The following is a 26,619-nucleotide window of genomic DNA, read 5'->3' as shown; positions in this document are numbered from 1 at the left end:
ATGGTTTGCGAAGCAAGGCAGGAAAAGCGCTTTCAAGGTGAGCATTTTTGCAAAAAAATGCGCAATCTTAGAGGCTTAGTACTTTAGAACGTTAGTACTTTAGTGGGTTAGATATTTCGATGGTTAGATGATTGAAAATATATTGTTTAAGATGCACTAGTTGGCGCTTATCATAACTTTACACGCAAATGAGGAGCGCAAAATGCTAACAAAAACAATTGAACTAAACTACGCTAACTACACGATTCCAGATACATCATCGCTAAGAGCAAGCGATTTCAACGTAATCTCACACAGTATCATCAAAAATGTCAACGAACGCGACGTGCTAAAATTCGGCGTGTTTGCATCAGATGTCAACTTTGCTCATGACGATAGCTTTCATGTCGTAAAAGGCCGTGATATGTACGGCGGTATTGACACGAAGCTAGCGTGCATCAGCAATTTTCACAAAAACTCTAAGTCGTTATCCAGACTCAGAGACGCAATAGATCGCAATCAAAAGCTATCTGTCTATGAGCGCGAATCTCAATATCAGTGGCTAAAAGATACACAGATATACTTCAAGAGCTTATTGCAAGAACGTAAGACACAGCGTAAGCAGCCGAATTATTACACGGGTGCGCTCAAGCATAAGAAAACGCGCAGATTTATGCAAAATGCAGCATTCTTGATTATCGAAAATGAAGATAAGTCACTGCACTTATTCGCGAGGATCGGCAAAACTGAATATGACTTTCAGTTCTCAGTGACTGAAGTTGATGTTAAATCAGGTAAGCAGTTACGCTGCGATCACTCAGTCTATGACGCTTCAACGATCGGCGAAACTGATGACTTTTTGCTCGATGATATTGAACTAGAGTGCGATACGCGCTCAGATCTTGCTCAAAATTACATTGAACATTCAGACTTAGCACTGAGAAAAGTGCTTGAGACTGTAGATGCAGAGTATGCTGTTCAGCACTAAATATATGCGAGTGCGTCGCTCGCGATACTCGATTCCTTAATGAAAGCAACTTCGTAATGAAGTTGCTTTTTTTTGCTTGGAACTCGCTCAGTCAGGTTAATCACGCAAAATTAAAGCATAAATAATCACGTAATACATATTAAAAACAAAAGGGTTATGAATGGGATTTACACGTGAAAACGCTGCGCATTATGGAGCGCTTGGCGGCAAAAAATCGAAACGGCTTTCAGCGCAAGAGAAGCAGCGACAATTGAGAATGGCTGATCTGGCTTGGTTGCGTCAGATCTTGGATGGTGAGCATGGAAAAGAGCTTCAGCTTGCATATCTCAACACGATCAAAGATGCATGGGGGCTGGCATGAATTTTTACATTAATCGAGTAGCTGATAGTACGTGGCTTGAATTGCATATCAATGGCAACGTAATCATGCGAGACGAGCTGGCAGAAGACTGTGAAGCACAGATTCGGGATATGAAGTCACGTCTGGAATACATCGTAAAAGTAGAGCAACGCAAAAACGTTCACAAACTGGTAGCAGATCATCTGCTGAACAATGACTTGACGAGGTTTTTCGCATGATCGTAAACGAAGTTCATCTGGCGCACTGTATGCGGAATGTAGATGGTCACTGGTTGCTGGTGGACGTTTTGCATTCGATTGAGGTTCAGCAGGAACATAAACATTACGCAGCACTGGAACACGCTAAAACAAATGCTCTTGGGAAATGGTTAAGAGAGTTCGAAGTTAACGAGCTTTGCTCAGCGTATGACAAAGCTCTGGCAGCAAGAACTTCTGAGCAGAATCTGGCGCTAGCCAATTTTAATCGAGAACAAGCGAAGCTGGTTTATGTAGACGGCATGGCGTTGTTCAAAGTGGAAAAGTCGATTGATGCAGACATGACAGTATCGGATCTAAAAGACTTCATAGAGCAATATCGATCAGGGCTGGGCGTTAAGGATTTAGAGCAGGTTTCTGGGGTGCTGTATAAGTTGGCTTTGACAGGGACAGACAAAATCAGGGTAAAAAATGATGTTTAAAGAATTATACAGCGCTCTGGCGGCACTCACTGACAAAAGCGTATTTGCAACAAGGGTCATAAAACAACTGGCAGATATTGAAGCTCAGGGGCATACAGCAAAGCTACTCAACGTTGACGAAATGGCGGAAATTCGCAGTAGGTTCACAGCTTATCTGGACGGTGATATTGAGGCTCTGCACAAGCTAATTTCAGTTAAAGGAAGGCTAATCGTTGACGGTGAGCAGGACATCAAGGCTGATGTGGACTGGCTTCTGAAAGGTCAGACATTTCAACAGCTAAATCACGAGCTGAAGAATGGGCTGATTCGGACTGTTACAGTAAAGCGCTCTGGCAAAGGCGCATCAATACAGAATAAAAAATATACGATAAAAGACTTTTTGGGAGAAAGATGATGCTTTCATTCGCAGAACATGTATCGGTGATCGACGAAGAGATCGCTAACAGTAAATTTTTAAGCTCTGCAATGGCAGAGGCTCGCGGTGAGCTGAAGAAATGGCTACTCGATAGAGAAAGCGAAAACAACAGGTTGGATTTTGAGCAACGCATCATGATAGCTAAGGCGCGGGAATACAATGCTCAACGCATCAATAAACTGGCTTTCGAGATTGCAGATCTACAGACAGGGTTTACGGCTGATCAGGTGGCTCAGGTAGCAGGGTTTCAGGCGGTAGACACACTAATTCAGCTTGGGGAAGAGTTCGAAGACGACGTGATCGACGAGATGTTAAACGTGGTGCATTCGGTATCAACGGCAAAACTGCTGGTAGTGCTCTTTCGTGATGAAGGGTCGATTGAGGCAAATTTAGACTTAGTACGTGAACTACGCGAAGCAAAAATCACTGGTGACATTGACTTGATCGTATCTGTCTTAGCGAAAGCAAAAGCGCTACGAGCGGTCGAGTAAGCACAGTTAAGGCATGGGAGCACTGGTATTTGAGCGCGAACATGTCTTTTGTGAAGAATAATAACGATAAAATAACGGGGAAATATGGCTAAATTTAATTCAGAAACAGCGTCAACTGCTGGCAGTAAGAGCAAACGTGGTAAGGCTAAAACATTTGATATTGATACTCTGGATGGCGATGATCTTATGCGTAAGTCACTGGCTGGCGAGTTCGGAGCGGTAGTTCAGAGGCAGGTACTACTACTAGCGATTCAAAGTCACTTGAAATCACAGGAGCGTCTCAGCAAGCAGAAAATCGATGAAGAGAACATGGTTTCAGTGTCGTACTTGAAGCATTTAAGTCGCGCTGAGATTGAGGCCATCATGGAGAACGGCAATGCTCAAGGCAGTCAAAGTAGAGTTAACTGATGATGCGGAGTGTCAATGCTGGGAGGGAACGCAACTTGATTTACTTCGTATGGTAGGTTCGCTTGATGAACAGCAGCGACAACGTAAAACTGATGGTAGCGAATTGGATGAGATTCGAGAACGTGTGGAACAGGTGGAACAACAGCGCGCAGAATCTAACAAAGAGTTGCTTCGTACTCAGGCAGAACGGCAACAAAAAATTCGTGAGCTGACACGGCAAATTGAAGAGAGCTAAGTGCTCTCTATTTTACGTCTGGTGTACGGTTGTTTGTCTGGCAATACGCACATGTACGAAAGGTATAGGTTGAGGCATTCGTACGGTGGAGCCTAAGATGTACGAAACTACAAAGATTCGTACAGGTGGGAACATGGCTCTAATTGGGTATGCAAGGGTAAGTACAGCAGATCAAGATTTATCAGCACAACTGGAAGCACTAACAACAGCTGGTTGTCAGAAAGTATTTTACGGCAAACAAAGCGGTAAATCAGACGACAACAAAAATAAACTGGCAGAGCTGCTGCATTATGTTCGAGAGGGAGACACTGTAGTTCTTACGAAGCTTGATCGCATGGGGCGCAGCTTGAATACGATTTTAGCGACAATTCAGCAATTACAAGAGCAAGGTGTGCAGGTAAAGACGCTTGATGGGCAGGTTGATACAGCGAGCGACAACGCTATGCAGAGAGCTATGACTCAATTACTTGGTGTGTTTGCTGAGCTTGAGCACTCAATAATTGTAGATCGTCTTCAATCTGGCAGAGAACGTACGGGAAACAAAGGAGGGAGAAAATCAGCGATTAGTGAGGCTCAGCGTAAAGAGATAAAGCAAAAGCTTTCGGATGGGTCTTCCATTTCAGCACTGGCACGAGAATACTGCACAAGTAGAACAACAATATACCGCATCCAAGTATTGTGAGTGATTGCATGGAAAATATGCAATCAAATTGTTACTATATTGGTTCAAAATATTTAATTATCGCTGCGATATTTAATGACGGTTGAATTTTAATCGGTATAATGCGCGGTCAGTTAAGAGTAAGAATAATAATGACAACAACGGTATATGACGTTGGCGCGTCACTTGTAGCGTCGGACTCTCGATGGTCTGCTTACGTAAATCTGTATGATGGGCAATACTTATTTTTTGTTGATAATACTGGATTCAATAAGCTAGTGGACAGACTAGGTGCAGTGCTAGTTTTAGCGGGTGACGGCGAACTAATCGCAGAATGGAAAAAGTGGTGGGCATGTGATGTATTAAACATCGACAATATGCCGCAAGTTGCACTTGATGAGATTCGAAAAATCTCTGTCATGATAGTATCAAAAGAAGACAGAGAAATTCTCTTTGATGCAGGGCCGAAACTAGCAATAGCGGACGAGTTTGAAGAGGACAATGCAAAGCGATACTTAGCAGTATTTTCAGGCTCAGGGCAACAGTTTGCATCGCAATGTTGGTTTGATAATAGATGCTATAATCAATCAATTACTACAGCATCAGCCAACGATCCATGCACTGGCGGTGACGTGAAATATATTAATTTTGCGACTAACACGCACAATACGAATGATGAAAATTTCGACTACACTTCAATACAGAAGTTATTAATGGAAAGGGGTATGCTTATGAAATTAGCAGATAAAAATGTTATTCCTCTGGACGAACATCTTCAATCTAAAGAGATTAAAGACAAAATCGCAAATGGTGCAATTAGAGCGTCTGCGCCATCTGGTAAAGAATCAACTTTTGTTTGGAATGATGCTCGTCTAGCAAAACTTAGCAAAGCTATCAACAAAGTTGCTGAAATTGAGAATCGAATGAACGCTCAATAAACATAATGTTTTATGTAGAAAGGGAGGCATAGCCTCCCTTTCTTATTTTATTTATTGATATTGAGTTGTCTACTTTAATAAGTTAATTGTGATCCGCTTAGCAGGAAATTGAAAGTTAGAATTAATGATCGCACTGCGTACGCGATCTTTGGACTCTTTTACCGTTGTCTCTGGCAAGCCTACTAAGGTAAACCCTGGCATGCCGTTGCTGATATGAACTTCTACACTAACCGATGGCGCTTGCACCCCGACGCTTGCTCGACTATGAATGATTGCCAGCCCCATACGTTCCTCAATTTTTTTGAACACTCTGTAAACAAATGTTTTATCTGGTTGGTTATGTTATATACCGCGTCCCAATTGAGAGTTAATGTGAAAAAAGAATGACTTTTTGCTTGTCATGCAGCGGAATTGTGTGATACCACTAATGACGCAAACAATTTCGTAGAACATTACACAACATTTTTTAACGAAAAAAGAACGACAGACAGATGAACCTTTTCGCTCATATCAACGCACTGCTAGCCCTGATTATCGTGGTCATTATTGGCACCGCGCGGGGTATTGTGGGCGAAAGGTAACCACAAATTACAAAAAACCCCCGCACTGAAAAGTCCGGGGGTTTTTTTACAACTACAAGTTGTCATCTGTCTAACCCTCGGACAGTTTAACGGGAAGAATGGGAGTGCACATGAAGTGCAATAAATATGGCAATCGCTACGAGCCACAACGTAGCAAAGGAGGTTTACGATGACTGGTGCACAACTTGTCGTAGCCGCTTTAAGACAGCAAGGCATCGAAACCGTTTTTGGCTACCCCGGCGGGGCCATCATGCCAATCTATGATGCTTTGTATGACGGTGGGGTGGAACACATCCTATGCCGTCACGAGCAAGGGGCCGCTATGGCAGCTATCGGGATGGCTCGTTCCACTCAAGACGTTGCTGTGTGCATGGCAACTTCTGGCCCAGGAGCCACTAACCTTGTTACCGGCCTTGCCGACGCTTTCCTTGACTCCGTACCTCTAGTTGCCATCACAGGCCAGGTTGCTAGCTCTCATATCGGTACCGATGCATTCCAAGAAATGGATGTGATCGGAATGTCCCTAGCCTGTACTAAGCACAGCTATCTCGTGACCGAAATTGAAGATCTAGCTCCGACACTTGCCGAAGCCTTTGAGGTCGCAAAAACCGGTCGTCCGGGTCCTGTCATTGTCGATATCGCCAAAGACGTTCAACTCGCTCAAGCACCTACAGACCTTCTTCCTCCATACATAGCACCAGCAATCGAAGATGTCAGCGCTGAAGATATCAAACGTGCGCAAGATGTGCTGGCAGCATCTACTCGCCCAGTGTTGTATGTTGGTGGTGGCGTGCAACTTGCGAAAGCAACCGATGCAGTACGCGAATTTCTTCGCTTAAACCCAATGCCTGCAGTTAGCACATTAAAAGGCCTCGGTACCATTGAACGCCATGATCCTCACTATCTTGGTATGTTGGGTATGCATGGCACCAAAGCCGCCAACCTAGTGGTTCAAGAAGCCGATCTATTGATCGTGGTTGGCGCGCGTTTTGATGACCGTGTGACGGGTAAGCTCGATACGTTTGCACCAAATGCGAAAGTGATTCACATCGACATTGATGCTGCGGAGATTCATAAACTGCGCCACGCCAACGCACCATTACGTGGCGACATCAACACCATTCTTCCTCAGCTAGAGCTGACTCAAGATATCTCACCGTGGGTTCATCACAGTGAAAGTCTGCGCAGCGGCTTTAAGTGGCGTTACGACCACCCAGGCGAGTTAATCTACGCACCGCTATTGCTTAAACAACTGTCTGACATGATGCCAGATAGCTCAATTGTCTCGACCGACGTCGGTCAGCATCAGATGTGGGCAGCGCAACATATCCAGCCACGCGAACCACAAAATTTTATCACTTCTGCTGGCCTTGGCACCATGGGCTTTGGCTTGCCAGCAGCGATGGGCGCTGCAGTCGCACGTCCTGATGATCAGTCTATCCTTATTACAGGTGACGGTTCATTTATGATGAACGTTCAGGAATTGGGCACGCTGAAGCGTCGGCAGATTCCAGTGAAGATTGTCCTTCTTAATAACCAACGTCTTGGCATGGTTCGCCAATGGCAGTCATTGTTCTTTGACGGTCGCCACAGTGAAACCATTCTTGATGACAACCCAGATTTCGTGATGTTAGCAAAAGCATTCGATATCCCGGGCAAAACCATCACCAAGAAAGAAGAAGTCGAACCTGCTCTCAAAGAGATGCTAGCGAGTGAAACTTCTTACATGCTTCACGTTTTGATTGATGAAGAAGAAAACGTGTGGCCATTGGTGCCACCTGGCGCATCAAACAGTGATATGTTGGAAAATACATAGGAGACAATCGCATGGACAGATATTTACTCGACATCAAAGCCGATGACAAACCGGTACTGTTGGAGCGCGTTCTACGTGTGATTCGTCACCGAGGTTTCGTGATCAAACAAGTCGCTGCTACGCAAAACCACGAAAGCAAAGTAGCCAGCGTCGAGATCATCGTCGACAGCGATCGACCAATCTCGTTTTTGATCAATCAAATAGAGAAGTTGTGGGACGTTCGTAAGGTTGAGGTGCTAAAAATCCGCAACGATGAACTGCCAAATCACAACTTACAACAACACGTAAGTGCATAAGGAAGGCAACAAATGGCAACGAAAACTGCAGATTTCATTTGGTTTAATGGTGAGATGGTTCCATGGGCAGAGGCGAACGTTCACGTTCTGACTCACGCAATGCACTATGGTACATCCGTGTTTGAAGGTGTGCGCTGTTACAACACACCAAAAGGCCCAATTGTCTTCCGTCACCGTGAGCATGCACAACGTCTAAAAGATTCTGCCAAGATTTACCGCTTTCCGATCCCTTTCTCTGTAGAAGAAATCATGGAAGCGACCCGCGAAACACTGCGCCAAAACAAACTCGACAGCGCTTACATTCGTCCATTGGGTTTTGTCGGGAATGTTGGCTTAGGCGTATGTCCACCAGTTGGCACTGAGATGGATCTAATCATTGCAGCATTTCCTTGGGGCTCTTACTTAGGCGAAGAAGCGCTAGAAAAAGGTGTCGATGCGATGATTTCAAGCTGGAATCGCGCTGCGCCAAACACCATCCCAACTGCGGCTAAAGCAGGCGGTAACTACCTATCTTCACTACTGGTTGGTGGTGAAGCGCGTCGTCACGGTTACGACGAAGGTATTGCGCTAAGCGTAGATGGTTACCTATCGGAAGGGGCTGGTGAAAACATCTTCGTTATCAAAGATGGCGTAATCACTACACCACCAGCAACTAGCGCGATTCTACCGGGCATCACTCGTGACTCGATCATGACAATTGCACGCGATAAAGGCTACAAAGTACGTGAGGCGAACATTGCTCGTGAAGCCCTTTACCTTGCCGATGAAGTCTTCATGACAGGTACTGCGGCTGAGATTGTACCAGTGGCAACCATCGACAAAATTGAAGTAGGTACAGGTAAACGCGGCCCAACCACTAAAGAACTACAAGCAGCCTACTTTGGCCTATTTGACGGCACCACGGAAGATAAGTGGGGCTGGTTAGACTATGTGTACCCAGAACAGAAGTAAGAAGGATTAGGAAATGCCAAAATATAGATCAGCTACCACCACACATGGTCGTAACATGGCGGGTGCACGAGCACTGTGGCGTGCAACGGGTGTGAAAGAAGAAGACTTCGGTAAACCAATCATCGCCGTTGTAAACTCGTTTACTCAATTTGTTCCGGGTCACGTACACCTGAAAGACATGGGCCAGCTTGTAGCGCGTGAAATCGAAAAAGCCGGCGGCATCGCAAAAGAATTCAACACCATCGCGGTTGATGATGGTATCGCAATGGGTCACGGCGGCATGCTGTACTCACTGCCTTCACGCGAACTGATCGCAGACTCTGTGGAGTACATGGTCAACGCGCACTGTGCCGATGCCATGGTATGTATCTCTAACTGTGACAAAATCACTCCGGGAATGTTGATGGCATCTATGCGTCTCAACATCCCGGTTATCTTTGTTTCTGGTGGTCCAATGGAAGCGGGTAAAACCAAGCTTTCTGATCAGATCATCAAACTAGACCTTGTAGATGCGATGATCCAAGGCGCGGATCCAAAAGTGTCTGATGAGCAAAGCGAGCAGATCGAACGCAGCGCATGTCCAACGTGTGGATCGTGTTCAGGCATGTTCACTGCAAACTCAATGAACTGTCTAACGGAAGCACTGGGTCTTTCTCAACCAGGTAACGGTTCTATGCTGGCAACGCACGCTGACCGTGAACAACTGTTCCTTAATGCAGGTCGTCGTATCGTTGAACTGACTCGTCGTTACTACGAGCAAGATGACGAATCAGCACTGCCACGCAACATCGCTACGTTTGATGCGTTCGAAAATGCGATGGCACTGGATATTGCAATGGGTGGCTCAACCAACACCATTTTGCACCTGTTGGCTGCAGCGCAAGAAGGTGAAGTGGATTTCGATATGGAAGATATCGATCGCCTATCACGCCAAGTACCACACCTATGTAAAGTGGCACCATCTACCCAGAAATATCACATGGAAGACGTACACCGCGCTGGTGGCGTCATGGCAATTCTTGGTGAGTTAGATCGTGCAGGTCTTCTACACAATGATGCGCGCACCGTGCTTGGCCTTTCGATGAAAGAGCAGCTGGCGAAATACGACATCATCCAAACTGAAGACGAAGAAGTACTTAAGTTCTACCGCGCAGGTCCTGCGGGAATTCGTACTACTCAAGCGTTCTCACAAGATTGCCGCTGGGATCGCCTTGATGACGACCGTGCGGAAGGCTGTATTCGTACTATCGATCATGCCTTTAGCCAAGAAGGTGGCCTAGCCGTTCTATCAGGCAACATCGCATTAGATGGTTGTATCGTTAAGACTGCTGGTGTGGATGAGAGCATTCATAAATTCACTGGCCCAGCCGTAGTTTTCGAAAGCCAAGAAGACGCCGTAGAAGGCATCTTAGGCGGCAAAGTAAAAGCTGGCGACGTGGTTGTTATCCGTTACGAAGGCCCTAAAGGTGGTCCGGGCATGCAAGAAATGCTTTACCCAACCACTTATCTAAAATCGATGGGCCTTGGCAAAGAGTGTGCACTTCTGACTGACGGCCGTTTCTCTGGCGGCACATCAGGTCTTTCTATCGGCCACGCCTCTCCTGAAGCAGCAAACGGCGGTGCAATTGGCCTGGTAAAAGAAGGCGATATGATCGCAATTGATATTCCAAACCGTTCAATTTCACTCCAAGTGTCTGAACAAGAACTTGCTGAGCGCCGTGCAAAACAAGACGAACTAGGCTGGAAACCAGTTGACCGCCAACGTGAAGTTTCATTTGCACTCAAAGCGTACGCGAGTATGGCAACCAGTGCTGACAAGGGTGCAGTACGAGACAAGTCGAAGCTAGAGGGCTAGCAATGATGGAAGCTCAACCCGAAAAACAAGTGAACCAAACTGGCGCAGATTATCTGCGCCAAATCCTTCGCGCACCTGTTTATGAAGTAGCAACAGTGACGCCACTGCAAGAAATGCCTCGTTTATCTGCACGTATCGGGAATAACGTGCAGATCAAGCGTGAAGATCGCCAACCCGTACACTCGTTCAAATTGCGCGGTGCATACAACATGGTGGCGAGTTTATCTGAAGCACAAAAAGCCGCTGGTGTCATTGCAGCATCGGCAGGTAACCACGCTCAAGGCATGGCGCTCTCTGGTACTAAGCTAGGCATCAAAACCACCATCGTGATGCCTAAAACCACACCAGACATCAAAGTCGATGCGGTACGTGGCTTCGGTGGCAATGTAGTGCTGCACGGCAGCAACTTTGATGAGGCAAAAGCGGAAGCGGAACGCCTTTCTGATCTGCATGGGTACACATTTGTCCCTCCTTTCGATCACCCACTGGTGATTGCAGGTCAAGGCACCATCGGCATGGAAATGCTGCAGCAAAATGGTCACCTTGATTACATCTTCGTCCCTGTCGGTGGTGGCGGTTTGGCTGCCGGTGTTGCGGTACTCGTGAAGCAGCTCATGCCAGAAATCAAAGTGATTGCGGTCGAGCCAGAAGATTCTTCATGCCTCAAAGCGGCATTGGATGCAGGTGAACCAGTAGTATTAGACCAGGTCAGCATGTTTGCCGATGGCGTTGCAGTAAAACGCATTGGCGAAGAGACGTTTCGTCTATGCCAAAAGTACATTGATGGCCATATTGCAGTCTCTAGCGATGAAATCTGCGCAGCAGTAAAAGACATCTTTGAAGACACCCGTGCGATTGCAGAGCCTTCTGGCGCGCTTGCTCTGGCGGGTTTGAAGAAGTTTGCTGAGCAAAACAAACTGCAAGGTAAGAATTTAGGTACTGTGCTGTCTGGTGCCAACACTAACTTCCATGGCTTACGTTATGTTTCTGAGCGTTGCGAGCTTGGTGAGAAACGTGAAGGTTTGCTTGCCGTCACCATTCCTGAGCGTCAAGGTGCCTTCTTTGAGTTCTGTAACCTCATTGGCGGCCGCGCCGTAACGGAGTTTAACTACCGCTACAACGATGACGCATTGGCAAATATCTTTGTCGGTGTGCGTTTGCAAGGCGGTCAGGAAGAGCTAGAACATATCATTCACGACTTACGTGATGGTGGCTACCCAGTGGTTGATTTGTCTGATGATGAAATGGCGAAGCTGCACGTGCGCTACATGATTGGTGGTAAGCCGTCTAAGCCGCTTAAAGAGCGCCTCTACAGCTTTGAATTCCCAGAATATCCGGGAGCGCTACTCAAGTTCTTAAGCACACTCGGTACTCATTGGAATATCAGCTTGTTCAACTACCGTAACCACGGCGCTGACTACGGACGTGTTTTATGTGGTTTCGAGTTAGATGAAAGCGATTTAGCTCAGTTTTCTGCACATTTACGTGAACTTGGCTATCAATGCAAAGACGAGACAGACAACCCATCGTATAAGTTTTTCTTGTCATAAAACGCCACATTTTAAACATATCAATGAAAACACCTCGCTAATGCGAGGTGTTTTTTATGACTGTAACCAATCTTTATGTAGCTGATTAGGCGACCCAAGATAGTCCACCATCCACTGGATCAATTTATGATTATCATCTTTGCGCCATACTAAGCAGCAGTGACTGAGCGGTTTATCATCCGGCATGACCTTCTCCACCAGCACACCATCATTGATTAAGGGTGTTGCAATATGACGTGGCATGTAACCCACGCCCACCCCATTTTTTAAACATTCAATCGCACTATACCAATTGGGCAATAATAATCGGCGCTGTTGCGGATAATGGCCAGTATGGCGTTTTGGCAGCACGTTCGAAGTATCATCAAGACAGATCGCCGGAAATTGACTCACAAACGCTTCAGTAAGCACTTGTTGTCGAACGCAAGGATGAGCGGGTGACATTACAAATGCCCAATCTAATACGCCCATATCTTTGACTTCAAAATCTCCCCCAACGGGAACCGCAGATGTCGCGCCAACGACAATGTCGGCTCGACCTTGTGCTATGGCTTCCCAAGAACCATTGAAGACCTCCATATTGATCTGCAATTCAGCAAATTCAAACTCGCGATAGAAATCTTCCACCAAAGGTTTGAGTTTTTCTAACTTCACCACGTTATCTAAGGTCAGCTTTAACGTGCTTTTCCATCCTTGAGCCGCTCGCCGCGTTTGTGCTTTCACCTCTTCCATTTGACGCAGCAAAGAGCGCGCCTCGGCCATAAAAAGTTCACCCGCTGGAGTTAGCTCGACTTTCCTTGGTAAACGTCGAAACAGCACCACATCTAAATCTTGCTCGACCTGCCTTACTCCATAGCTGATGGCTGAGGGGACTTTATGCAATACCTCAGCCGCAGCGGTGAAACTGCCTAAACGGGCAACCGTATCCAGCATTTCCAAAGACGCTTTAGAGAACATGATTTAACCTTTCAAAAAATTTGATTGATAACCAACAATTTTAGCGTTTTATTTTCTCAAAATCGAAAAATAGAATAATAAGGTAAATAAATCAGGGTTGGCGCCAACTGATGTTGATTAAAAAATGATTAAATAATTTGACTGGTTGAATCATGAAAATCTCAAAACTACAGCTCATTTATCTGGCAGCATTATCGATGCTTGGCTTCGTTGCTACCGATATGTATCTGCCAGCATTCAAAGCGATGGAAATCGACTTTGCAACAGGCCCTGAGCAAATTGCGCTCTCTTTAACGGTATTCCTCGTTGGTATGGCGATTGGCCAGCTAATGTGGGGATTGGCATCCGATAAATTTGGCCATCGTAATACACTCGCAGCCGGGTTGGTGCTATTTACTATCGCGTCATTCGGTTTGGCTTTCTGTGATCAAGTATGGCAACTACTCACACTGCGCTTTATCCAAGCTATCGGTGTGTGTGCACCAGCCGTGATCTGGCAGGCTATGGTCATTAAACGCTACTCAAGCAGTAGCCAACAAATTTTTGCGACAATCATGCCACTCGTCGCGCTATCACCAGCACTAGCACCTCAATTAGGGGTTGTGTTGGCAGATAACTTCGGCTGGCACAGTATCTTTATTACGCTAACACTAGTTGGCGTCTTTTTGGTCTTTGCGACCATGGCACAAAAAGACGAGAAAGCAGAAATCAAACAAACCAGTATGTCTGCCGACATCAAAGCGCTGCTGAGTTCTAAAAAATACCTTGGCAACGTGTTTATGTTTGCGACGGCTTCAGCTGCATTCTTTGCTTACCTAACTGGGATGCCAGAAATCATGGCGCAACTGGGCTACGAAGCAAAAGATATTGGTTTGAGCTTTATCCCACAAACCATCGCGTTTATGGCTGGTGGCTACTTAGGTAAAGTAGGCGTTCGAAAATTTGGTGATGAAAAGGTTCTGCGCCAACTGATTGGCCTATTTAGTGTCGCGGCATTAATGATTTTCATTGCTTCACAGTGGGAGCTGTCATCGATTTGGCCTATTCTTGCGCCATTCTGTTTGATTGCCGTTGCTAACGGCGCACTGTACCCAATCGTGGTAAACCGTGCACTGGCCAGCGCACAACAGAGCCCTGCAACAGCAGCAGGTCTGCAAAACAGCCTGCAAATCTGTGTAAGTAGCTTCTCAAGTGCATTGGTAGCCGCAATGGCAAGCCAAGCTCAGATGGTTACTGGCATCGCAATCATCATCTGTATGGGTGGGCTGTGGATGGGATACATTCTGTCGAATCGCGAATTATCCAAGCACTTTACGACTCCTGACAACGCCCGAGTCGTGAGTGAAGACGAACTTTAATCGTTCAGATAATAAAAAGAGCCGCGCAATGCGGCTCTTTCTGTTTATAAGCTTTTCAACCCCCATTTCTTGGCAGTCTGCTTAAAAAAGCCTTGAGTCTTTTTCAACTCTACCCAGTGATTGATGTAATTAATCCATACTTGATCGTCTTGCGGCAACAACATAGCAATTGGGGTTGGTTTACGCGGTGCGGTCACTGGCACTATCGCCAACTGTTTAAACTTATCCACCAACGTCGCTGCTTCCACATTGGACGTCACCGATACATCGGCCCTGCGAGCTAGTAGTTCTTGGAAGTCGCGCGCTGGCGCTTCAATAACAATATGCTGAGCAGACGGGAAGAACTCTTTCACCATTTTTTCTTGTACCGTACCTAACGTCGCTGCGACTTTTACTTCTGGTTTATTAAAATCCGCCCAATCAGAAAATTTGGCGAGATCTTTCTTTTGCACCACAGGTACAAAGGCAAGGTAGAAATACGGCTGGCTGTATCCAGCTACTTTCGCGCGCGACATGTTCAGAGATGCGCTGCCAGTAATATCGTATTTGTTGGCGGTAATGCCATTAACTAGCGTCTTCCAATCCGTGGGCACATACTCCACTTTTACACCGAGATCTTTAGCAAGTTCTGTTGTTACATCGATATCGAAGCCACGATAACTGTTTGTCGCGGGGTCTTTCATCGTCATCGGATTCCAATCTCCCGTCGTTCCAACTCGGAGTACGCCATTGTCTAAAATGGATTGAAGACGGCTTTCAGCGTGAGCGACTTGAGTCGCAGCAAGCAAACACATTCCTAGCACTAGTAAAATCTTTCTCATTTTTATTCCCTTAAAAATAATGACCTTATACGGTTTAATAATTAACCTTTATTAGAGCTCTACTGATAACATAGCAGCAACAAAGGAAGTTTTTTAGTTAATTCAGGGAGTAAATGTGACGTTTCGAACTCTATGGCTGTTTTCACTGCTATTACTCACTGGTTGTTCAGATTATCAATGGGGCTGGTATGTACTTGACCCTTCGACGGATCAAGGGCTCACCAATCTAAAGTTTTTAATCGCTGGGTTTAACGACACCATTCAGGTATCACTCCTCAGTATGTTATTTGCGATGAGCTTGGGTCTGATCGTTGCGTTACCCGCTCTGTCGGACTCAGCCTCTCTGAAGTGGATAAACCGTATTTATGTCGAGGTGATCCGTTCAGTGCCAGTTTTAGTCTTACTACTTTGGGTGTATTACGGCATGCCTACACTATTGGATGTCTCACTCAATCACTTTTGGGCGGGTGTTATTGCACTGACTATCGCTGAGAGCGCGTTTATGGCGGAAGTATTTCGCGGTGGAATACAAGCTATCAGCCGTGGCCAGCATGAAGCGGCTGAATCTTTGGGCTTAAGCTATTGGCAAAAGATGCGCTTGGTAATTCTTCCCCAAGCGTTTCGGCAAATTCTCCCACCACTGGGCAATCAATTCGTCTACATCCTCAAGATGAGTTCTTTAGTCAGTGTGATTGGTTTAAGCGATCTCACTCGCCGTGCTAATGAGCTGGTGGTGAATGAGTACTTACCCCTAGAAATTTATACCTTCCTCGTTTTGGAGTACTTGTTGCTCATCCTATTTGTATCTCAAGCCGTTCGTTGGCTCGAAAAACGTATTGCCATTCCTAGCTACTAGCGATGAAGCCTTAGCTAGAAACAACAAAGCCGCTCTTGTTGAGCGGCTTTGACAATATAGAGACAGAGTGTAGGTAATGCTTATTTTTGTTTTACAGGACGCTGCCAGCCAGTAATTTTGCGCTCTTTGACGCGAGTAATTACTAACTCACCTTCTTCAACATCTTTTGTTAGTGTCGTGCCTGCACCGATGGTTGCGCCATCAGCGATAGTGACAGGCGCCACCAGCTGGCTATCAGAACCAACAAAAACATCATTACCGATGATGGTTTTAAACTTGTTCGCACCATCGTAGTTACAAGTGATAGTACCTGCACCGATGTTAGTACGTTGACCGATCTCTGCATCACCTAAGTAAGTTAGGTGGTTCGCTTTTGAACCTTCTCCGATGCGCGCATTTTTCACTTCAACGAAGTTACCCACATGGGAATCGTTACGCATTTCAGCACCAGGACGAAGGCGAGTAAATGGACCAACCGTACATTCTTCACCAACCGTTGCACCTTCAATCACACTGTAAGGGCGAACGATGGTGTTGTCGTCGATTTCACAATCTTTCAGTACACAACCCGCACCGATAACCACGTTATCACCCAGTGAAACTTTACCTTCGATGATAACATTCACGTCGATTTCACAGTCCATACCGCACTGTAACTCACCACGCAAATCAAAGCGTGCTGGATCGCGTAGCATGACACCTTGCTCTAGTAGTTTCTGAGCTTGCATTGACTGGAAAGCACGCTCTAGACGAGCAAGCTGTGCGCGGTCGTTGACCCCTTCCACCTCAATGGCATTGACTGGGTGTACTGCCTCAACGGCACGACCTTCATCGTGTGCAGCTGCAATAACGTCAGTTAGGTAGTATTCGCCTTGTGCGTTGTTGTTGTTTAAGCCAGACAACCAACGCTTAAGATCCCCACCAGTCGCAACCATCACGCCAGTGTTGATCTCTTTAATTTGTTTTTGTTCTTCTGTTGCATCTTTTTGCTCAACGATCGCCACAACAGGACCATTCTTACGGATAATACGACCGTAGCCTGTCGGGTTATCTAGAATCACTGTTAGTAGTGCAATACCGCCTGTTGGCTGTGCATCTAATAGGTTTTCAATCGTTTCAGCTGAAATCAGTGGAACATCACCGTAAAGCACCAGTACTTTTTCATCGTCTTCAAACTTCGGAGACGCTTGATCAACCGCATGACCTGTACCTAGTTGCTCCGCTTGCAGTACCCAGTTTACAGGCTCTTCTGCTAGCGTTTGCTGCATTTGATCACCACCGTGACCATATACTAAGTGGATGTTTTGTGCGCCAAGACCTGTACATGTATCAATCACATGTTTTGCCATTGGCTTCCCTGCCAAAGTGTGTAGCACTTTAGGCATGTTTGAATACATACGGGTACCTTTACCCGCAGCAAGGATCACAGCACTGAATTTCATTAATAACCTATTGACGTTCTATTTTAATTGGGCGTTATTTTAAACACCTTGGAAGGATTAGTTAATGGTGGGATGTAAATTTCCAACTAAAATTAATCAAAAAGGCGACCAATTGGCCGCCTTTTTTCATGCAACGTTGCTAATTGAGCTTAGCGACGCTTTTTTGTCAGCTCGATAACTCGTAGCTGAGCAATGGCTTTAGCCAGTTCACTGGCCGCTTGTGCGAAGTCCATGTCACCATGCTGATTCTGGATTTGCTCCTCAGCGCGGCGTTTGGCTTCTTCTGCCTTCGCTGCGTCTAGCTCTTCACCACGGATAGCTGTATCAGCTAGTACAGTCGCTGTACCAGGCTGAATCTCTACCATACCACCAGAAACATAAATAATTTCTTCGTGGCCGTGCTGTTTCACAATACGCACCATACCAGGCTTGATAGCGGTCAGCAGCGGTGTGTGACCATGGAAAATACCAAGTTCACCTTCGCTACCGGTCACCTGAAACGTTTCAACACGACCAGAGAAGATTTTCTTCTCAGCGCTTACTACGTCTAGGTGAAAGGTTATTGCTGCCATATCGCCTCCTAGTTAGCCTTATAGCTTCTTCGCATTCTCAATAGCATCGTCGATGCTACCGCAGTACATAAATGCCTGCTCAGGAATGTCGTCGTATTCACCAGCTAGTAGACCTTTAAAGCCACGTAGAGTCTCTTTTAGAGGTACGTAAATACCAGGGTCACCTGTAAATACTTCTGCTACGTGGTAAGGCTGAGTTAGGAAACGCTCAATCTTACGTGCACGAGATACAACTTGCTTATCTTCTTCAGATAGCTCGTCCATACCTAGGATAGCAATGATATCTTTCAGCTCTTTGTAGCGCTGAAGAGTCTGCTGAACACCACGAGCAACTTCGTAGTGATCTTGACCAACGACTAGTGGATCAAGCATACGAGATGTTGAATCTAGCGGGTCGATCGCAGGGTATAGACCCATTGCAGCGATGTTACGGTTAAGTACAACCGTTGCATCCAAGTGCGCGAACGTTGTTGCTGGAGACGGGTCAGTCAAGTCATCCGCAGGTACGTATACCGCCTGTACAGACGTGATAGAACCTGATTTCGTTGACGTGATACGCTCCTGAAGTACACCCATCTCTTCTGCAAGAGTTGGCTGGTAACCTACCGCAGAAGGCATACGACCTAGTAGTGCTGATACCTCTGTACCTGCAAGTGTGTAACGGTAGATGTTATCAATGAACAGTAGTACGTCACGACCTTCGTCACGGAAACGCTCTGCCATTGTTAGACCAGTCAGTGCAACACGTAGACGGTTACCTGGTGGCTCGTTCATCTGACCGTAAACCATCGCTACTTTTGATTCTTCAGGCTTCTCAACGTTTACAACGCCCGCTTCCTGCATCTCGTAGTAGAAATCGTTACCTTCACGAGTACGCTCACCAACACCAGCAAATACTGATAGACCTGAGTGCTGTAGTGCGATGTTGTTGATAAGTTCCATCATGTTAACGGTCTTACCTACACCTGCACCACCGAATAGACCGATTTTACCACCCTTAGCGAATGGACAAATTAGGTCGATTACTTTAACGCCCGTTTCTAGAAGTGCAATTTCGTTTGATTGCTCTTCGTAGCTTGGTGCACTACGGTGGATAGAGTAAACCTCTTCCGCACCCACTTCACCACGCTCGTCAATCGCGTCACCTAGGACGTTCATGATACGACCTAGAGTTTTAGTACCTACTGGTACTGAAATTGGAGCGCCAGTGTTAACCACTTCTACTCCACGACGTAAACCATCAGAGCTACCCATTACGATACAACGAACTACGCCACCGCCTAGCTGTTGTTGAACTTCAAGAACTAGACGCTCTTTTGAGTCCGTTACGTTTAGAGCGTCATATACACTAGGTACATCGCTCTGTGGGAACTCTACGTCGACTACCGCACCGATGATCTGTACGATCTTACCTGTAGCCATCGTTAATCCTCTAAACTATTTCGTTTTACCTAAGCTTAAACCGCAGCTGCACCACCAACGATTTCTGATAGTTCTTGTGTAATCGCAGCCTGACGGGCTTTGTTGTACACAAGTTCCAAATCGTCAATCAAACTGGTTGCGTTATCCGTTGCAGCCTTCATCGCAATCATTCGAGCCGCTTGCTCACAAGCAAGGTTCTCAACCACACCTTGGTATACCTGAGACTCTACGTAACGCACTAATAGCGTATCCAGTAGAGGTTTTGGTTCAGGCTCATAGATGTAGTCCCATGAATGCTCACGCTGCATCTCTTCGCTGTCCGATTTAGGCAAAGGTAGCAATTGATCGATCGTTGGTTGCTGAACCATAGTATTTACAAACTTGTTGAATACTACATATAGACGGTCCAGTTCACCTTCATCGTATTTCTTCAGCATTACGCCAACAGAGCCGATTAGGTCTTGTAGGCTTGGATTATCTCCAAGACCAGAAACCTGTGCCGCAACTTTTGCGCCACCATGTTTAAAGAAAGCTGTTGCTTTTGAGCCAACAACGGCTAGCTCAATCTCAGCACCTTTCTCTCTCCATGCTTGCATGTCTGTAACGGCTTTTTTGAACACGTTAATATTCAAACCACCACACAGACCACGGTCTGTCGAAACGATGATGTAACCAACACGTTTAGCTTCACGCTCTTCTAGGTACGGATGACGGTACTCTAGGTTTGCGTTAGCCACATGACCGATCACTTTACGCATTGTTTCAGCGTATGGACGAGAAGCTTCCATTGCATCTTGAGAACGACGCATTTTTGAAGCTGCTACCATTTCCATCGCTTTCGTAATTTTCTGAGTGCTTTTAACACTACCGATTTTATTACGTATCTCTTTTGCGCCGGCCATCGTTACTCTCCGTTAGTTGGTGGCAGAAACTGCCACCGACCTAATTACCAAGTTTGGGTTGCTTTGAAGTCGTCAGTCAGTTTCTTCAACTGAGCTTCGATTTCATCGTTGTAAGCGCCAGACTTGTCGATCTCAGCTGCTAGTTCAGCGTATTGACCGCGAGCGTACGATAGTAGAGCCGCCTCGAAATCTAGAACTTTGTTAAGTTCTACATCATCAAGGTAACCGCGCTCTGCCGCGAAGATAGTTAGAGCTTGGTCAAATACAGACATTGGAGCATACTGCTTCTGCTTCATTAGTTCTGTAACTTTTTGACCATGGTCTAGCTGTTTCTTCGTTGCGTCATCAAGGTCAGAAGAGAACTGAGCAAATGCCGCTAGTTCACGGTATGCAGCTAGTGCTGTACGGATACCACCTGATAGTTTCTTGATGATTTTCGTCTGAGCTGAACCACCTACACGAGATACTGAGATACCTGGGTCAACAGCAGGACGAACACCAGCGTTGAATAGCTCAGTTTGTAGGAAGATCTGACCATCGGTAATCGAGATTACGTTAGTCGGTACGAATGCTGAAACGTCACCTGCTTGAGTTTCGATGATAGGAAGAGCAGTCAAAGAACCAGTCTTACCTTTCACTTCACCGTTAGTGAAACGCTCTACGTACTCTTCGTTTACACGAGCTGCACGCTCTAGTAGACGCGAGTGTAAGTAGAATACGTCACCTGGGAATGCCTCACGGCCTGGTGGACGTTTAAGTAGTAGAGAGATCTGACGGTAAGCTACCGCTTGCTTAGATAGATCATCGTAAACAATCAGTGCGTCTTCACCGCGATCGCGGAAGTATTCACCCATCGCACAACCTGCGTAAGGCGCTAGGTATTGAAGCGCTGCAGATTCAGAAGCTGATGCGACTACAACGATAGTATTTTGTAGTGCGCCGTGCTCTTCTAGTTTGCGAACAACGTTAGCGATAGTCGATGCTTTCTGACCGATTGCTACGTAGATAGAGAAAATACCAGAGTCTTTCTGGTTGATGATCGCGTCGATCGCCAGTGCTGTTTTACCAATCTGACGGTCACCGATGATAAGCTCACGCTGACCACGACCGATTGGGATCATTGAGTCAACTGACTTATAACCAGTTTGCACAGGTTGGTCTACCGATTTACGGTCGATTACACCTGGTGCGATCACTTCTACAGGCGAAGTCATTTTCGCTTCGATTGGACCTTTACCATCGATAGGCTCACCCAGCGTATTTACTACGCGGCCTAGTAGTTCTGGACCAACTGGCACTTCAAGAATGCGGCCAGTACCTGTAACTTTCATGCCTTCCTTAAGGTCAGCATATGGGCCCATTACAACCGCACCAACCGAGTCACGCTCAAGGTTAAGTGCCAGTGCATAACGGCCACCCGGTAATTCAATCATTTCACCTTGCATCACGTCCGCTAGGCCGTGGATGCGGATGATACCATCGCTTACCGATACGATAGTACCCTCGTTGCGAGCTTCACTAACAACTTCGAAAGATTCGATACGTTGTTTGATCAGATCGCTAATTTCCGTGGAATTAAGTTGCATGCTCCAATCCCCATTAAGACTGCAATGCATCGCTCAGGCGGTTCAAACGACCACGCGCTGAGTCATCGATGACTAGGTCTCCGGCTCGAATAATAACCCCACCAAGTAGGGTCTCATCTACACTGCAATTCAGCTTCACTTTGCGTTCAAGACGCTTTTCAAGTTTGCTGCCAATGTTTGCAAGTTGTTCATCAGAAAGCTCTGTTGCTGAAATTACTTCAACATCAATTTCTTTCTCATGTTCTTTTTTCAGAGTAAAAAACTCTTTACAAACATCAGGAAGGGCCGCTAAACGACCATTCTCAGCCATTACCTTCAAAAGGTTTTGACCGTGCGCATCAACTTGTTCGCCGCAAACTGCAACAAAAATTTCTGCCATTTTATCAGCAGAAACCGAACCCGTTAGTAGTTCGTTCATTTGTTCGTTTTTGGCCACTTCAGCAGCAAAAGATAACATTTGGCCCCATTGGTCCAACTGGTCTTTCTCTAAAGCAAAGTCGAAGGCTGCTTTAGCATAGGGGCGTGCGATAGTAGTCAAATCAGACATATGCGCCCCCAGACTTAAAGTTTTGCAGTAATGTTGTCGAGAATATCTTTTTGCGCATCTTTATCGATAGAACGCTCAAGGATTTTCTCAGCACCAGCTACAGCCAGAGTAGCAACTTGTTTGCGCAGCTCATCGCGTGCACGATTGCGTTCAGCTTCAAGTTCTGCTTCTGCTTGCGCTAGGATTTTCTGGCGTTCTGCCTGAGCTTCCTCGCGAGCTTCATCAAGAATTTGAGACTTACGTTTGTTCGCTTGTTCGATGATCTCAGTTGCTGTGCGCTTCGCTTCTTTCAATTGATCAGAAGCGTTGGCTTGTGCTAGATCCAAGTCTTTCGCAGCACGTTCTGCTGCTTGAAGACCATCAGCAATTTTCTTCTGACGCTCTTCGATCGCTTGCATCAATGGTGGCCATACATACTTCATGCAGAACCATACAAATAGTGCGAACGAGATTGCTTGACCTAGCAGAGTTGCGTTTATGTTCACAACAGCTACCCCTCTATTTGGACTTAGTGTTAATCAGTGACAAGCGATAATCGCCCGTCCCGAGTTAAAGGTGATTAACCTAGTTGACCAACGAATGGGTTTGCGAAAGTGAATAGTAGCGCGATTACGATACCGATCATTGGAACCGCATCAAGTAGACCCGCGATGATGAACATCTTAACTTGTAGCATAGGAGCCATTTCTGGTTGACGTGCAGCACCTTCTAGGAATTTACCACCTAGCAGTGCGAAACCAATCGCTGTACCAAGAGAAGCAAGACCGACGATAATACCTACGGCGATTGCAGAAAAGCTCAGTAAAGTTTCCATTACTATCTCCAATTTATAGTTGTTGGCTTAGTGCCCAAATAAAAAGCTTTAAAAAAATTAATGATCAGGATCTTCGTGTGCCATTGACAGGTAAACAATTGTCAACATCATGAATACGAAGGCTTGAATCGTAATAACCAAGATATGGAAGATTGCCCACGGTAGTGAACCCATCCATTGTAAGTACCATGGTAGCATTGCCGCACAAAGAATGAATACAACCTCACCCGCGAACATGTTACCGAATAGACGCATACCAAGTGATAGAGGTTTCGCTAATAGCGATACCACTTCAATTAGTAGGTTAAACGGAATCATCAGTGGGTGATTGAATGGATGTAGTGCAAGTTCTTTTGCGAATCCACCTAGACCTTTTACTTTGATGCTGTAGTAAATCATCAATGCAAAAACGCCTAGAGCCATAGCCATGGTGATATTCACATCAGCAGACGGTACAACCTTAAGGTAAGGAATACCTAGCCAATGCTCTGCTGGGTATGGTAAGAAGTCGATAGGAACTAAGTCCATCACGTTCATCAAAAATACCCAACAAAAGATAGTCAGTGCTAAAGGCGCGATCAGTGGGTTGCGTCCATGGAACGTGTCTTTGACGTTATCGGCGACAAATTCAACGATCATTTCTACAGCACACTGAAGCTTACCCGGTACACCCGCTGTTGTTCTCTTTGCTACTTTGTAAAAAATTCCGAGGAAGATTAAACCAGTAAACCAAGAAAAAAACAGGCTATCGATATGTACGTTCCAGAAACTTGTCTCCGACCCTACTAAACCCAACTTGTATAGCGATAGGTTAGAAAGGTGGTGGGCAATGTAACCGGACGATGTTAGCGCTTCACCTGGCGCAGCCATAACTCATCCTATTTTTTGTTGTTAATGAATAGCACTGGTGCACAGATATTAATACCTAGTACCAGCAAATAGGTTAGTTTGAGGGGAACAAGTTCCACCTGCATATACATGTAGGCAACATAGAACAGTGCAACCGTGATGAGAATTTTCAGTACTTCACCCGTATAGAAGGAAGCAGCGATGCGCTTGGCAGCGCGAGCTCCACTAAACATGAAAGCACACAGCGCGAATACTGCATTGGCAACAACAAAAATGCCTCCGCCAATCAGCGCTGAAAATCCCCAGTCAGGATTTATGGCTACCGCCATTCCTGCTGCCACAAAAATAACCGCGCCAGACTGGATCATTAACAATTGCCTTGCGAGCTCTCGTCCTGGTCTAGCTAACGCAGCTACCATGTATTCGTACCTCTAGTAATATCCACTTCGCACTTAACTCTCTGTGCTGGGAAATTGGCGAAAATTATACGTTCAGTTCAACGTAAAGCAATTCGATTGCATCAAAAACTTACAGTTTTGTTTACAAAACGACAACTTTCGCACAAAATTCGATTAATTAGATTAATTGACCTAAATCAATTATCTCATCTAGGCCTCAAGCTTGGCAATTAGTTGGTCCAATTTGTGAGGCTCATCAAGACTTATCGTCAATTTCGCTTTTCCGTTTGCAGAACGGGTAAGAGAAACTTTTGCATCAAGCAGCTGACTCAATTTATGCGACATTTGCTCGGCTTCGGTATCCTCTTGTTGCCCTTTTTGCTCATTTTGTGGGGCTAAGCACTTTTTTACTAACTGTTCAGTTTGGCGAACAGTCATTTGCTTCTTAGCCACTTGTTGAGCTACTTCGACTTGCTGTTCGCCTTCTAACGCTAACAGAGCTCGAGCATGACCCATTTCCAATTTTTTATCTGCAACCAGACCTTTTACATCAACTTCCAACTGATTCAGACGTAATAGGTTACTCACCGTCGTTCTTGATTTACCAATCACATCGGCCACTTGCTGATGTGTCAGCGTGAATTCATCTTGTAGACGCTCAAGCGCTTGGGCTTCCTCAATCACATTCAAGTCTTCACGTTGAATGTTTTCAATCAACGCCATGGCGATGGCGGCACGATCTTCAACTTTTTTCACCAAACACGGCACGCGTTTTAAACCCGCCTGCCTTGCAGCACGCCAGCGGCGCTCACCTGCGATGATCTCAAACTGACCATTTTCGACCTGGCGAACCACGATTGGTTGAATAATGCCTTGTGATTGAATCGAAGCCGCTAGTTCTTCTAGCGCTTCAGGCGCCATATCTTTACGCGGTTGGTATACGCCCGGCTGCAATTGACCAATCGCTAAATCGGTTAACTCACCGTCTGCCGATAATTCTTGGCTATGCGATGCAATATGCTGTTTTTCACGAGCAAACGAACTGGTCGACAATAACGCATCCAGTCCTTTTCCGAGACCACGCTTAGACATGGGATTGAATTCCTTAGGTTAGAGTTAAACTGGGATTTCTTCGCGGCGGAGCATTTCGCCCGCTAGAGCAAGATACGCTTTGGCACCTGCGGAGTACTTATCGTAGTACATTGCTGGCTTACCGTGACTTGGCGCTTCAGCCAAACGAACATTACGCGGAATGACAGTACGGTAAACTTTATTCCCAAAGTGTTTTTTAAGTTGATCGGATACTTCATTCGATAAGCGGTTGCGTGGGTCGTACATGGTACGCAATAAACCTTCGATTTTTAGGTTTTCATTCACAACAGCCGCTAACTTGCTGATTGTATCCATAAGAGCAGTTAAACCTTCTAACGCAAAGTATTCACATTGCATCGGCACCAGCACAGAGTCAGCTGCCGCCATCGCATTGATTGTAAGAAGGTTTAGAGAAGGAGGACAATCAATAAAGATGAAATCATAGTTATCGCGAACTGACGACAATGCATTTTTTAGACGCACTTCACGAGCGAAAACTTCCATCAATTTGATTTCTGCCGCGGTTACGTCTCCGTTCGCCGCGATCAAATCATACTTCCCTGTTGTTTGGGTACAAACGACTTGATCGAACGGTGTATCTTCGACCAAAAGATCGTATGCGGTGGCGTCGACCATATACTTATCCACGCCACTGGCCATCGTAGCATTGCCTTGCGGGTCGAGATCGATCACCAAAACCTTGCGCTTTGTTGCCGCCATCGAAGCCGCTAAGTTAATGCACGTTGTTGTTTTGCCGACCCCACCTTTCTGGTTGGCGATTGCTACAATTTTACCCACGATT

The 26,619-nt window shown here is 45.9% G+C and carries 31 protein-coding genes and 1 pseudogene; 17 read left to right on the top strand and 15 right to left on the bottom strand.

Annotation, left to right across the window (positions count from 1 at the left end; genetic code table 11):
- The first annotated feature begins 202 nt into the window (after nt 1–202).
- The 10 genes from R7127_RS17370 to R7127_RS17325 all read left to right on the top strand — a co-directional run bounded on the left by R7127_RS17370 (nt 203) and on the right by R7127_RS17325 (nt 5,152).
- Nucleotides 203–967 (top strand): hypothetical protein, encoded by a 765-nt coding sequence (locus R7127_RS17370; RefSeq protein WP_276446297.1) that lies wholly within the window; start codon nt 203–205, stop codon nt 965–967.
- A gap of 160 nt (nt 968–1,127) precedes the next feature.
- A complete protein-coding gene (locus R7127_RS17365; protein WP_024699606.1) occupies nt 1,128–1,328 on the top strand; it encodes a hypothetical protein in 201 nt (66 codons plus the stop codon).
- Nucleotides 1,325–1,546, top strand: coding sequence for a hypothetical protein (locus R7127_RS17360; RefSeq protein WP_024699607.1), 222 nt, complete (start codon nt 1,325–1,327; stop codon nt 1,544–1,546). Before R7127_RS17365 ends, R7127_RS17360 begins: the two co-directional genes overlap by 4 nt.
- Complete coding sequence (locus tag R7127_RS17355) at nt 1,543–2,004, top strand: hypothetical protein (RefSeq protein ID WP_318148472.1); 462 nt, start codon at nt 1,543–1,545, stop codon at nt 2,002–2,004. Before R7127_RS17360 ends, R7127_RS17355 begins: the two co-directional genes overlap by 4 nt.
- Nucleotides 1,994–2,398 (top strand): hypothetical protein, encoded by a 405-nt coding sequence (locus R7127_RS17350; protein WP_318148471.1) that lies wholly within the window; start codon nt 1,994–1,996, stop codon nt 2,396–2,398. Before R7127_RS17355 ends, R7127_RS17350 begins: the two co-directional genes overlap by 11 nt.
- The gene (locus R7127_RS17345) at nt 2,395–2,910 is read left to right on the top strand and encodes a hypothetical protein (protein ID WP_318148470.1); all 516 of its coding nucleotides are present in this window, start codon (nt 2,395–2,397) and stop codon (nt 2,908–2,910) included. The genes R7127_RS17350 and R7127_RS17345 overlap by 4 nt, the downstream gene beginning before the upstream one ends.
- Nucleotides 2,911–2,994: 84 nt before the next feature.
- Nucleotides 2,995–3,318, top strand: a complete 324-nt coding sequence (locus tag R7127_RS17340; protein ID WP_077672049.1) for a hypothetical protein — start codon at nt 2,995–2,997, stop codon at nt 3,316–3,318.
- Nucleotides 3,287–3,553 (top strand): hypothetical protein, encoded by a 267-nt coding sequence (locus R7127_RS17335; protein ID WP_318148469.1) that lies wholly within the window; start codon nt 3,287–3,289, stop codon nt 3,551–3,553. Before R7127_RS17340 ends, R7127_RS17335 begins: the two co-directional genes overlap by 32 nt.
- Nucleotides 3,554–3,650: 97 nt before the next feature.
- On the top strand, nt 3,651–4,235 hold the full coding sequence (locus tag R7127_RS17330) for a recombinase family protein (RefSeq protein ID WP_318148468.1): 585 nt from the start codon (nt 3,651–3,653) through the stop codon (nt 4,233–4,235).
- A 131-nt stretch (nt 4,236–4,366) separates the two neighbouring features.
- Entirely contained in the window at nt 4,367–5,152 is a 786-nt protein-coding gene (locus R7127_RS17325) for a hypothetical protein (protein WP_318148467.1), read from the top strand.
- Between the two features lie 78 nt (nt 5,153–5,230).
- Here the strand turns inward: R7127_RS17325 and R7127_RS17320 are convergent.
- Nucleotides 5,231–5,437: pseudogene (locus R7127_RS17320) on the bottom strand (magnesium chelatase domain-containing protein); the annotation flags it as partial.
- Between the two features lie 465 nt (nt 5,438–5,902).
- On the opposite strand from R7127_RS17320, the gene ilvG reads away from it, so the two are divergent.
- From ilvG to ilvA, 5 genes are read left to right on the top strand one after another with little or no spacing between them, the layout of a single operon-like run.
- Nucleotides 5,903–7,549, top strand: a complete 1,647-nt coding sequence (gene ilvG / locus R7127_RS17315) for an acetolactate synthase 2 catalytic subunit (protein WP_005378960.1) — start codon at nt 5,903–5,905, stop codon at nt 7,547–7,549.
- Nucleotides 7,550–7,560: 11 nt separating this feature from the next.
- Nucleotides 7,561–7,845, top strand: coding sequence for an acetolactate synthase 2 small subunit (gene ilvM / locus R7127_RS17310; protein WP_005378958.1), 285 nt, complete (start codon nt 7,561–7,563; stop codon nt 7,843–7,845).
- Nucleotides 7,846–7,857: 12 nt separating this feature from the next.
- The gene (gene ilvE, locus R7127_RS17305) at nt 7,858–8,796 is read left to right on the top strand and encodes a branched-chain-amino-acid transaminase (RefSeq protein WP_258669683.1); all 939 of its coding nucleotides are present in this window, start codon (nt 7,858–7,860) and stop codon (nt 8,794–8,796) included.
- Nucleotides 8,797–8,809: 13 nt separating this feature from the next.
- A complete protein-coding gene (ilvD, locus tag R7127_RS17300; protein WP_005383859.1) occupies nt 8,810–10,651 on the top strand; it encodes a dihydroxy-acid dehydratase in 1,842 nt (613 codons plus the stop codon).
- 2 nt (nt 10,652–10,653) lie between these two features.
- Nucleotides 10,654–12,201, top strand: a complete 1,548-nt coding sequence (gene ilvA / locus R7127_RS17295; RefSeq protein WP_017635600.1) for a threonine ammonia-lyase, biosynthetic — start codon at nt 10,654–10,656, stop codon at nt 12,199–12,201.
- 54 nt (nt 12,202–12,255) lie between these two features.
- On the opposite strand, the gene punR is transcribed toward ilvA, so the two are convergent.
- Complete coding sequence (gene punR, locus R7127_RS17290; RefSeq protein ID WP_005378948.1) at nt 12,256–13,158, bottom strand: DNA-binding transcriptional activator PunR; 903 nt, start codon at nt 13,156–13,158, stop codon at nt 12,256–12,258.
- A gap of 152 nt (nt 13,159–13,310) precedes the next feature.
- Between punR and punC the strand changes: the two genes are divergently transcribed.
- A complete protein-coding gene (gene punC, locus R7127_RS17285; protein ID WP_005378946.1) occupies nt 13,311–14,516 on the top strand; it encodes a purine nucleoside transporter PunC in 1,206 nt (401 codons plus the stop codon).
- Nucleotides 14,517–14,560: 44 nt separating this feature from the next.
- On the opposite strand, the gene R7127_RS17280 is transcribed toward punC, so the two are convergent.
- Nucleotides 14,561–15,337 (bottom strand): transporter substrate-binding domain-containing protein, encoded by a 777-nt coding sequence (locus R7127_RS17280; RefSeq protein ID WP_005378944.1) that lies wholly within the window; start codon nt 15,335–15,337, stop codon nt 14,561–14,563.
- Nucleotides 15,338–15,452: 115 nt separating this feature from the next.
- Between R7127_RS17280 and R7127_RS17275 the strand changes: the two genes are divergently transcribed.
- Complete coding sequence (locus R7127_RS17275; RefSeq protein WP_005383852.1) at nt 15,453–16,193, top strand: amino acid ABC transporter permease; 741 nt, start codon at nt 15,453–15,455, stop codon at nt 16,191–16,193.
- An 80-nt stretch (nt 16,194–16,273) separates the two neighbouring features.
- On the opposite strand, the gene glmU is transcribed toward R7127_RS17275, so the two are convergent.
- The 12 genes from glmU to R7127_RS17215 form a co-directional block, all read right to left on the bottom strand.
- Complete coding sequence (gene glmU / locus R7127_RS17270; RefSeq protein ID WP_017635597.1) at nt 16,274–17,635, bottom strand: bifunctional UDP-N-acetylglucosamine diphosphorylase/glucosamine-1-phosphate N-acetyltransferase GlmU; 1,362 nt, start codon at nt 17,633–17,635, stop codon at nt 16,274–16,276.
- Nucleotides 17,636–17,784: 149 nt separating this feature from the next.
- On the bottom strand, nt 17,785–18,207 hold the full coding sequence (locus tag R7127_RS17265) for a F0F1 ATP synthase subunit epsilon (protein ID WP_005378937.1): 423 nt from the start codon (nt 18,205–18,207) through the stop codon (nt 17,785–17,787).
- 18 nt (nt 18,208–18,225) lie between these two features.
- Nucleotides 18,226–19,629 (bottom strand): F0F1 ATP synthase subunit beta, encoded by a 1,404-nt coding sequence (gene atpD / locus R7127_RS17260; RefSeq protein WP_005378933.1) that lies wholly within the window; start codon nt 19,627–19,629, stop codon nt 18,226–18,228.
- A 35-nt stretch (nt 19,630–19,664) separates the two neighbouring features.
- Entirely contained in the window at nt 19,665–20,531 is an 867-nt protein-coding gene (gene atpG / locus R7127_RS17255) for a F0F1 ATP synthase subunit gamma (protein ID WP_005378932.1), read from the bottom strand.
- Nucleotides 20,532–20,575: 44 nt separating this feature from the next.
- Nucleotides 20,576–22,117 carry a F0F1 ATP synthase subunit alpha gene (atpA, locus tag R7127_RS17250; protein ID WP_005378931.1) on the bottom strand — a complete coding sequence of 514 codons (1,542 nt, stop codon included), beginning with the start codon at nt 22,115–22,117 and terminating at the stop codon, nt 20,576–20,578.
- A 13-nt stretch (nt 22,118–22,130) separates the two neighbouring features.
- The gene (gene atpH / locus R7127_RS17245) at nt 22,131–22,664 is read right to left on the bottom strand and encodes a F0F1 ATP synthase subunit delta (protein WP_005378930.1); all 534 of its coding nucleotides are present in this window, start codon (nt 22,662–22,664) and stop codon (nt 22,131–22,133) included.
- A gap of 14 nt (nt 22,665–22,678) precedes the next feature.
- Nucleotides 22,679–23,149, bottom strand: a complete 471-nt coding sequence (atpF, locus tag R7127_RS17240; protein WP_005378929.1) for a F0F1 ATP synthase subunit B — start codon at nt 23,147–23,149, stop codon at nt 22,679–22,681.
- A 74-nt stretch (nt 23,150–23,223) separates the two neighbouring features.
- Nucleotides 23,224–23,478: a F0F1 ATP synthase subunit C gene (gene atpE, locus R7127_RS17235; RefSeq protein ID WP_002540812.1), complete on the bottom strand. Its 255-nt coding sequence runs from the start codon at nt 23,476–23,478 to the stop codon at nt 23,224–23,226.
- 57 nt (nt 23,479–23,535) lie between these two features.
- Nucleotides 23,536–24,348: a F0F1 ATP synthase subunit A gene (gene atpB, locus R7127_RS17230; protein ID WP_005378922.1), complete on the bottom strand. Its 813-nt coding sequence runs from the start codon at nt 24,346–24,348 to the stop codon at nt 23,536–23,538.
- Nucleotides 24,349–24,356: 8 nt separating this feature from the next.
- Complete coding sequence (locus tag R7127_RS17225) at nt 24,357–24,746, bottom strand: F0F1 ATP synthase subunit I (protein ID WP_005378921.1); 390 nt, start codon at nt 24,744–24,746, stop codon at nt 24,357–24,359.
- A gap of 189 nt (nt 24,747–24,935) precedes the next feature.
- Nucleotides 24,936–25,817, bottom strand: coding sequence for a ParB/RepB/Spo0J family partition protein (locus tag R7127_RS17220; protein ID WP_005383840.1), 882 nt, complete (start codon nt 25,815–25,817; stop codon nt 24,936–24,938).
- Nucleotides 25,818–25,841: 24 nt separating this feature from the next.
- Nucleotides 25,842–26,615, bottom strand: a complete 774-nt coding sequence (locus R7127_RS17215; protein ID WP_005383838.1) for a ParA family protein — start codon at nt 26,613–26,615, stop codon at nt 25,842–25,844.
- Between the last annotated feature and the right edge of the window lie 4 nt (nt 26,616–26,619).

Source organism: Vibrio sp. 1159, assembly GCF_033340395.1.
GTDB lineage: Bacteria > Pseudomonadota > Gammaproteobacteria > Enterobacterales > Vibrionaceae > Vibrio > Vibrio alginolyticus.
Note: the sequence above shows the minus strand (reverse complement) of the source record. Positions and strands in the feature narration are given on the sequence as shown.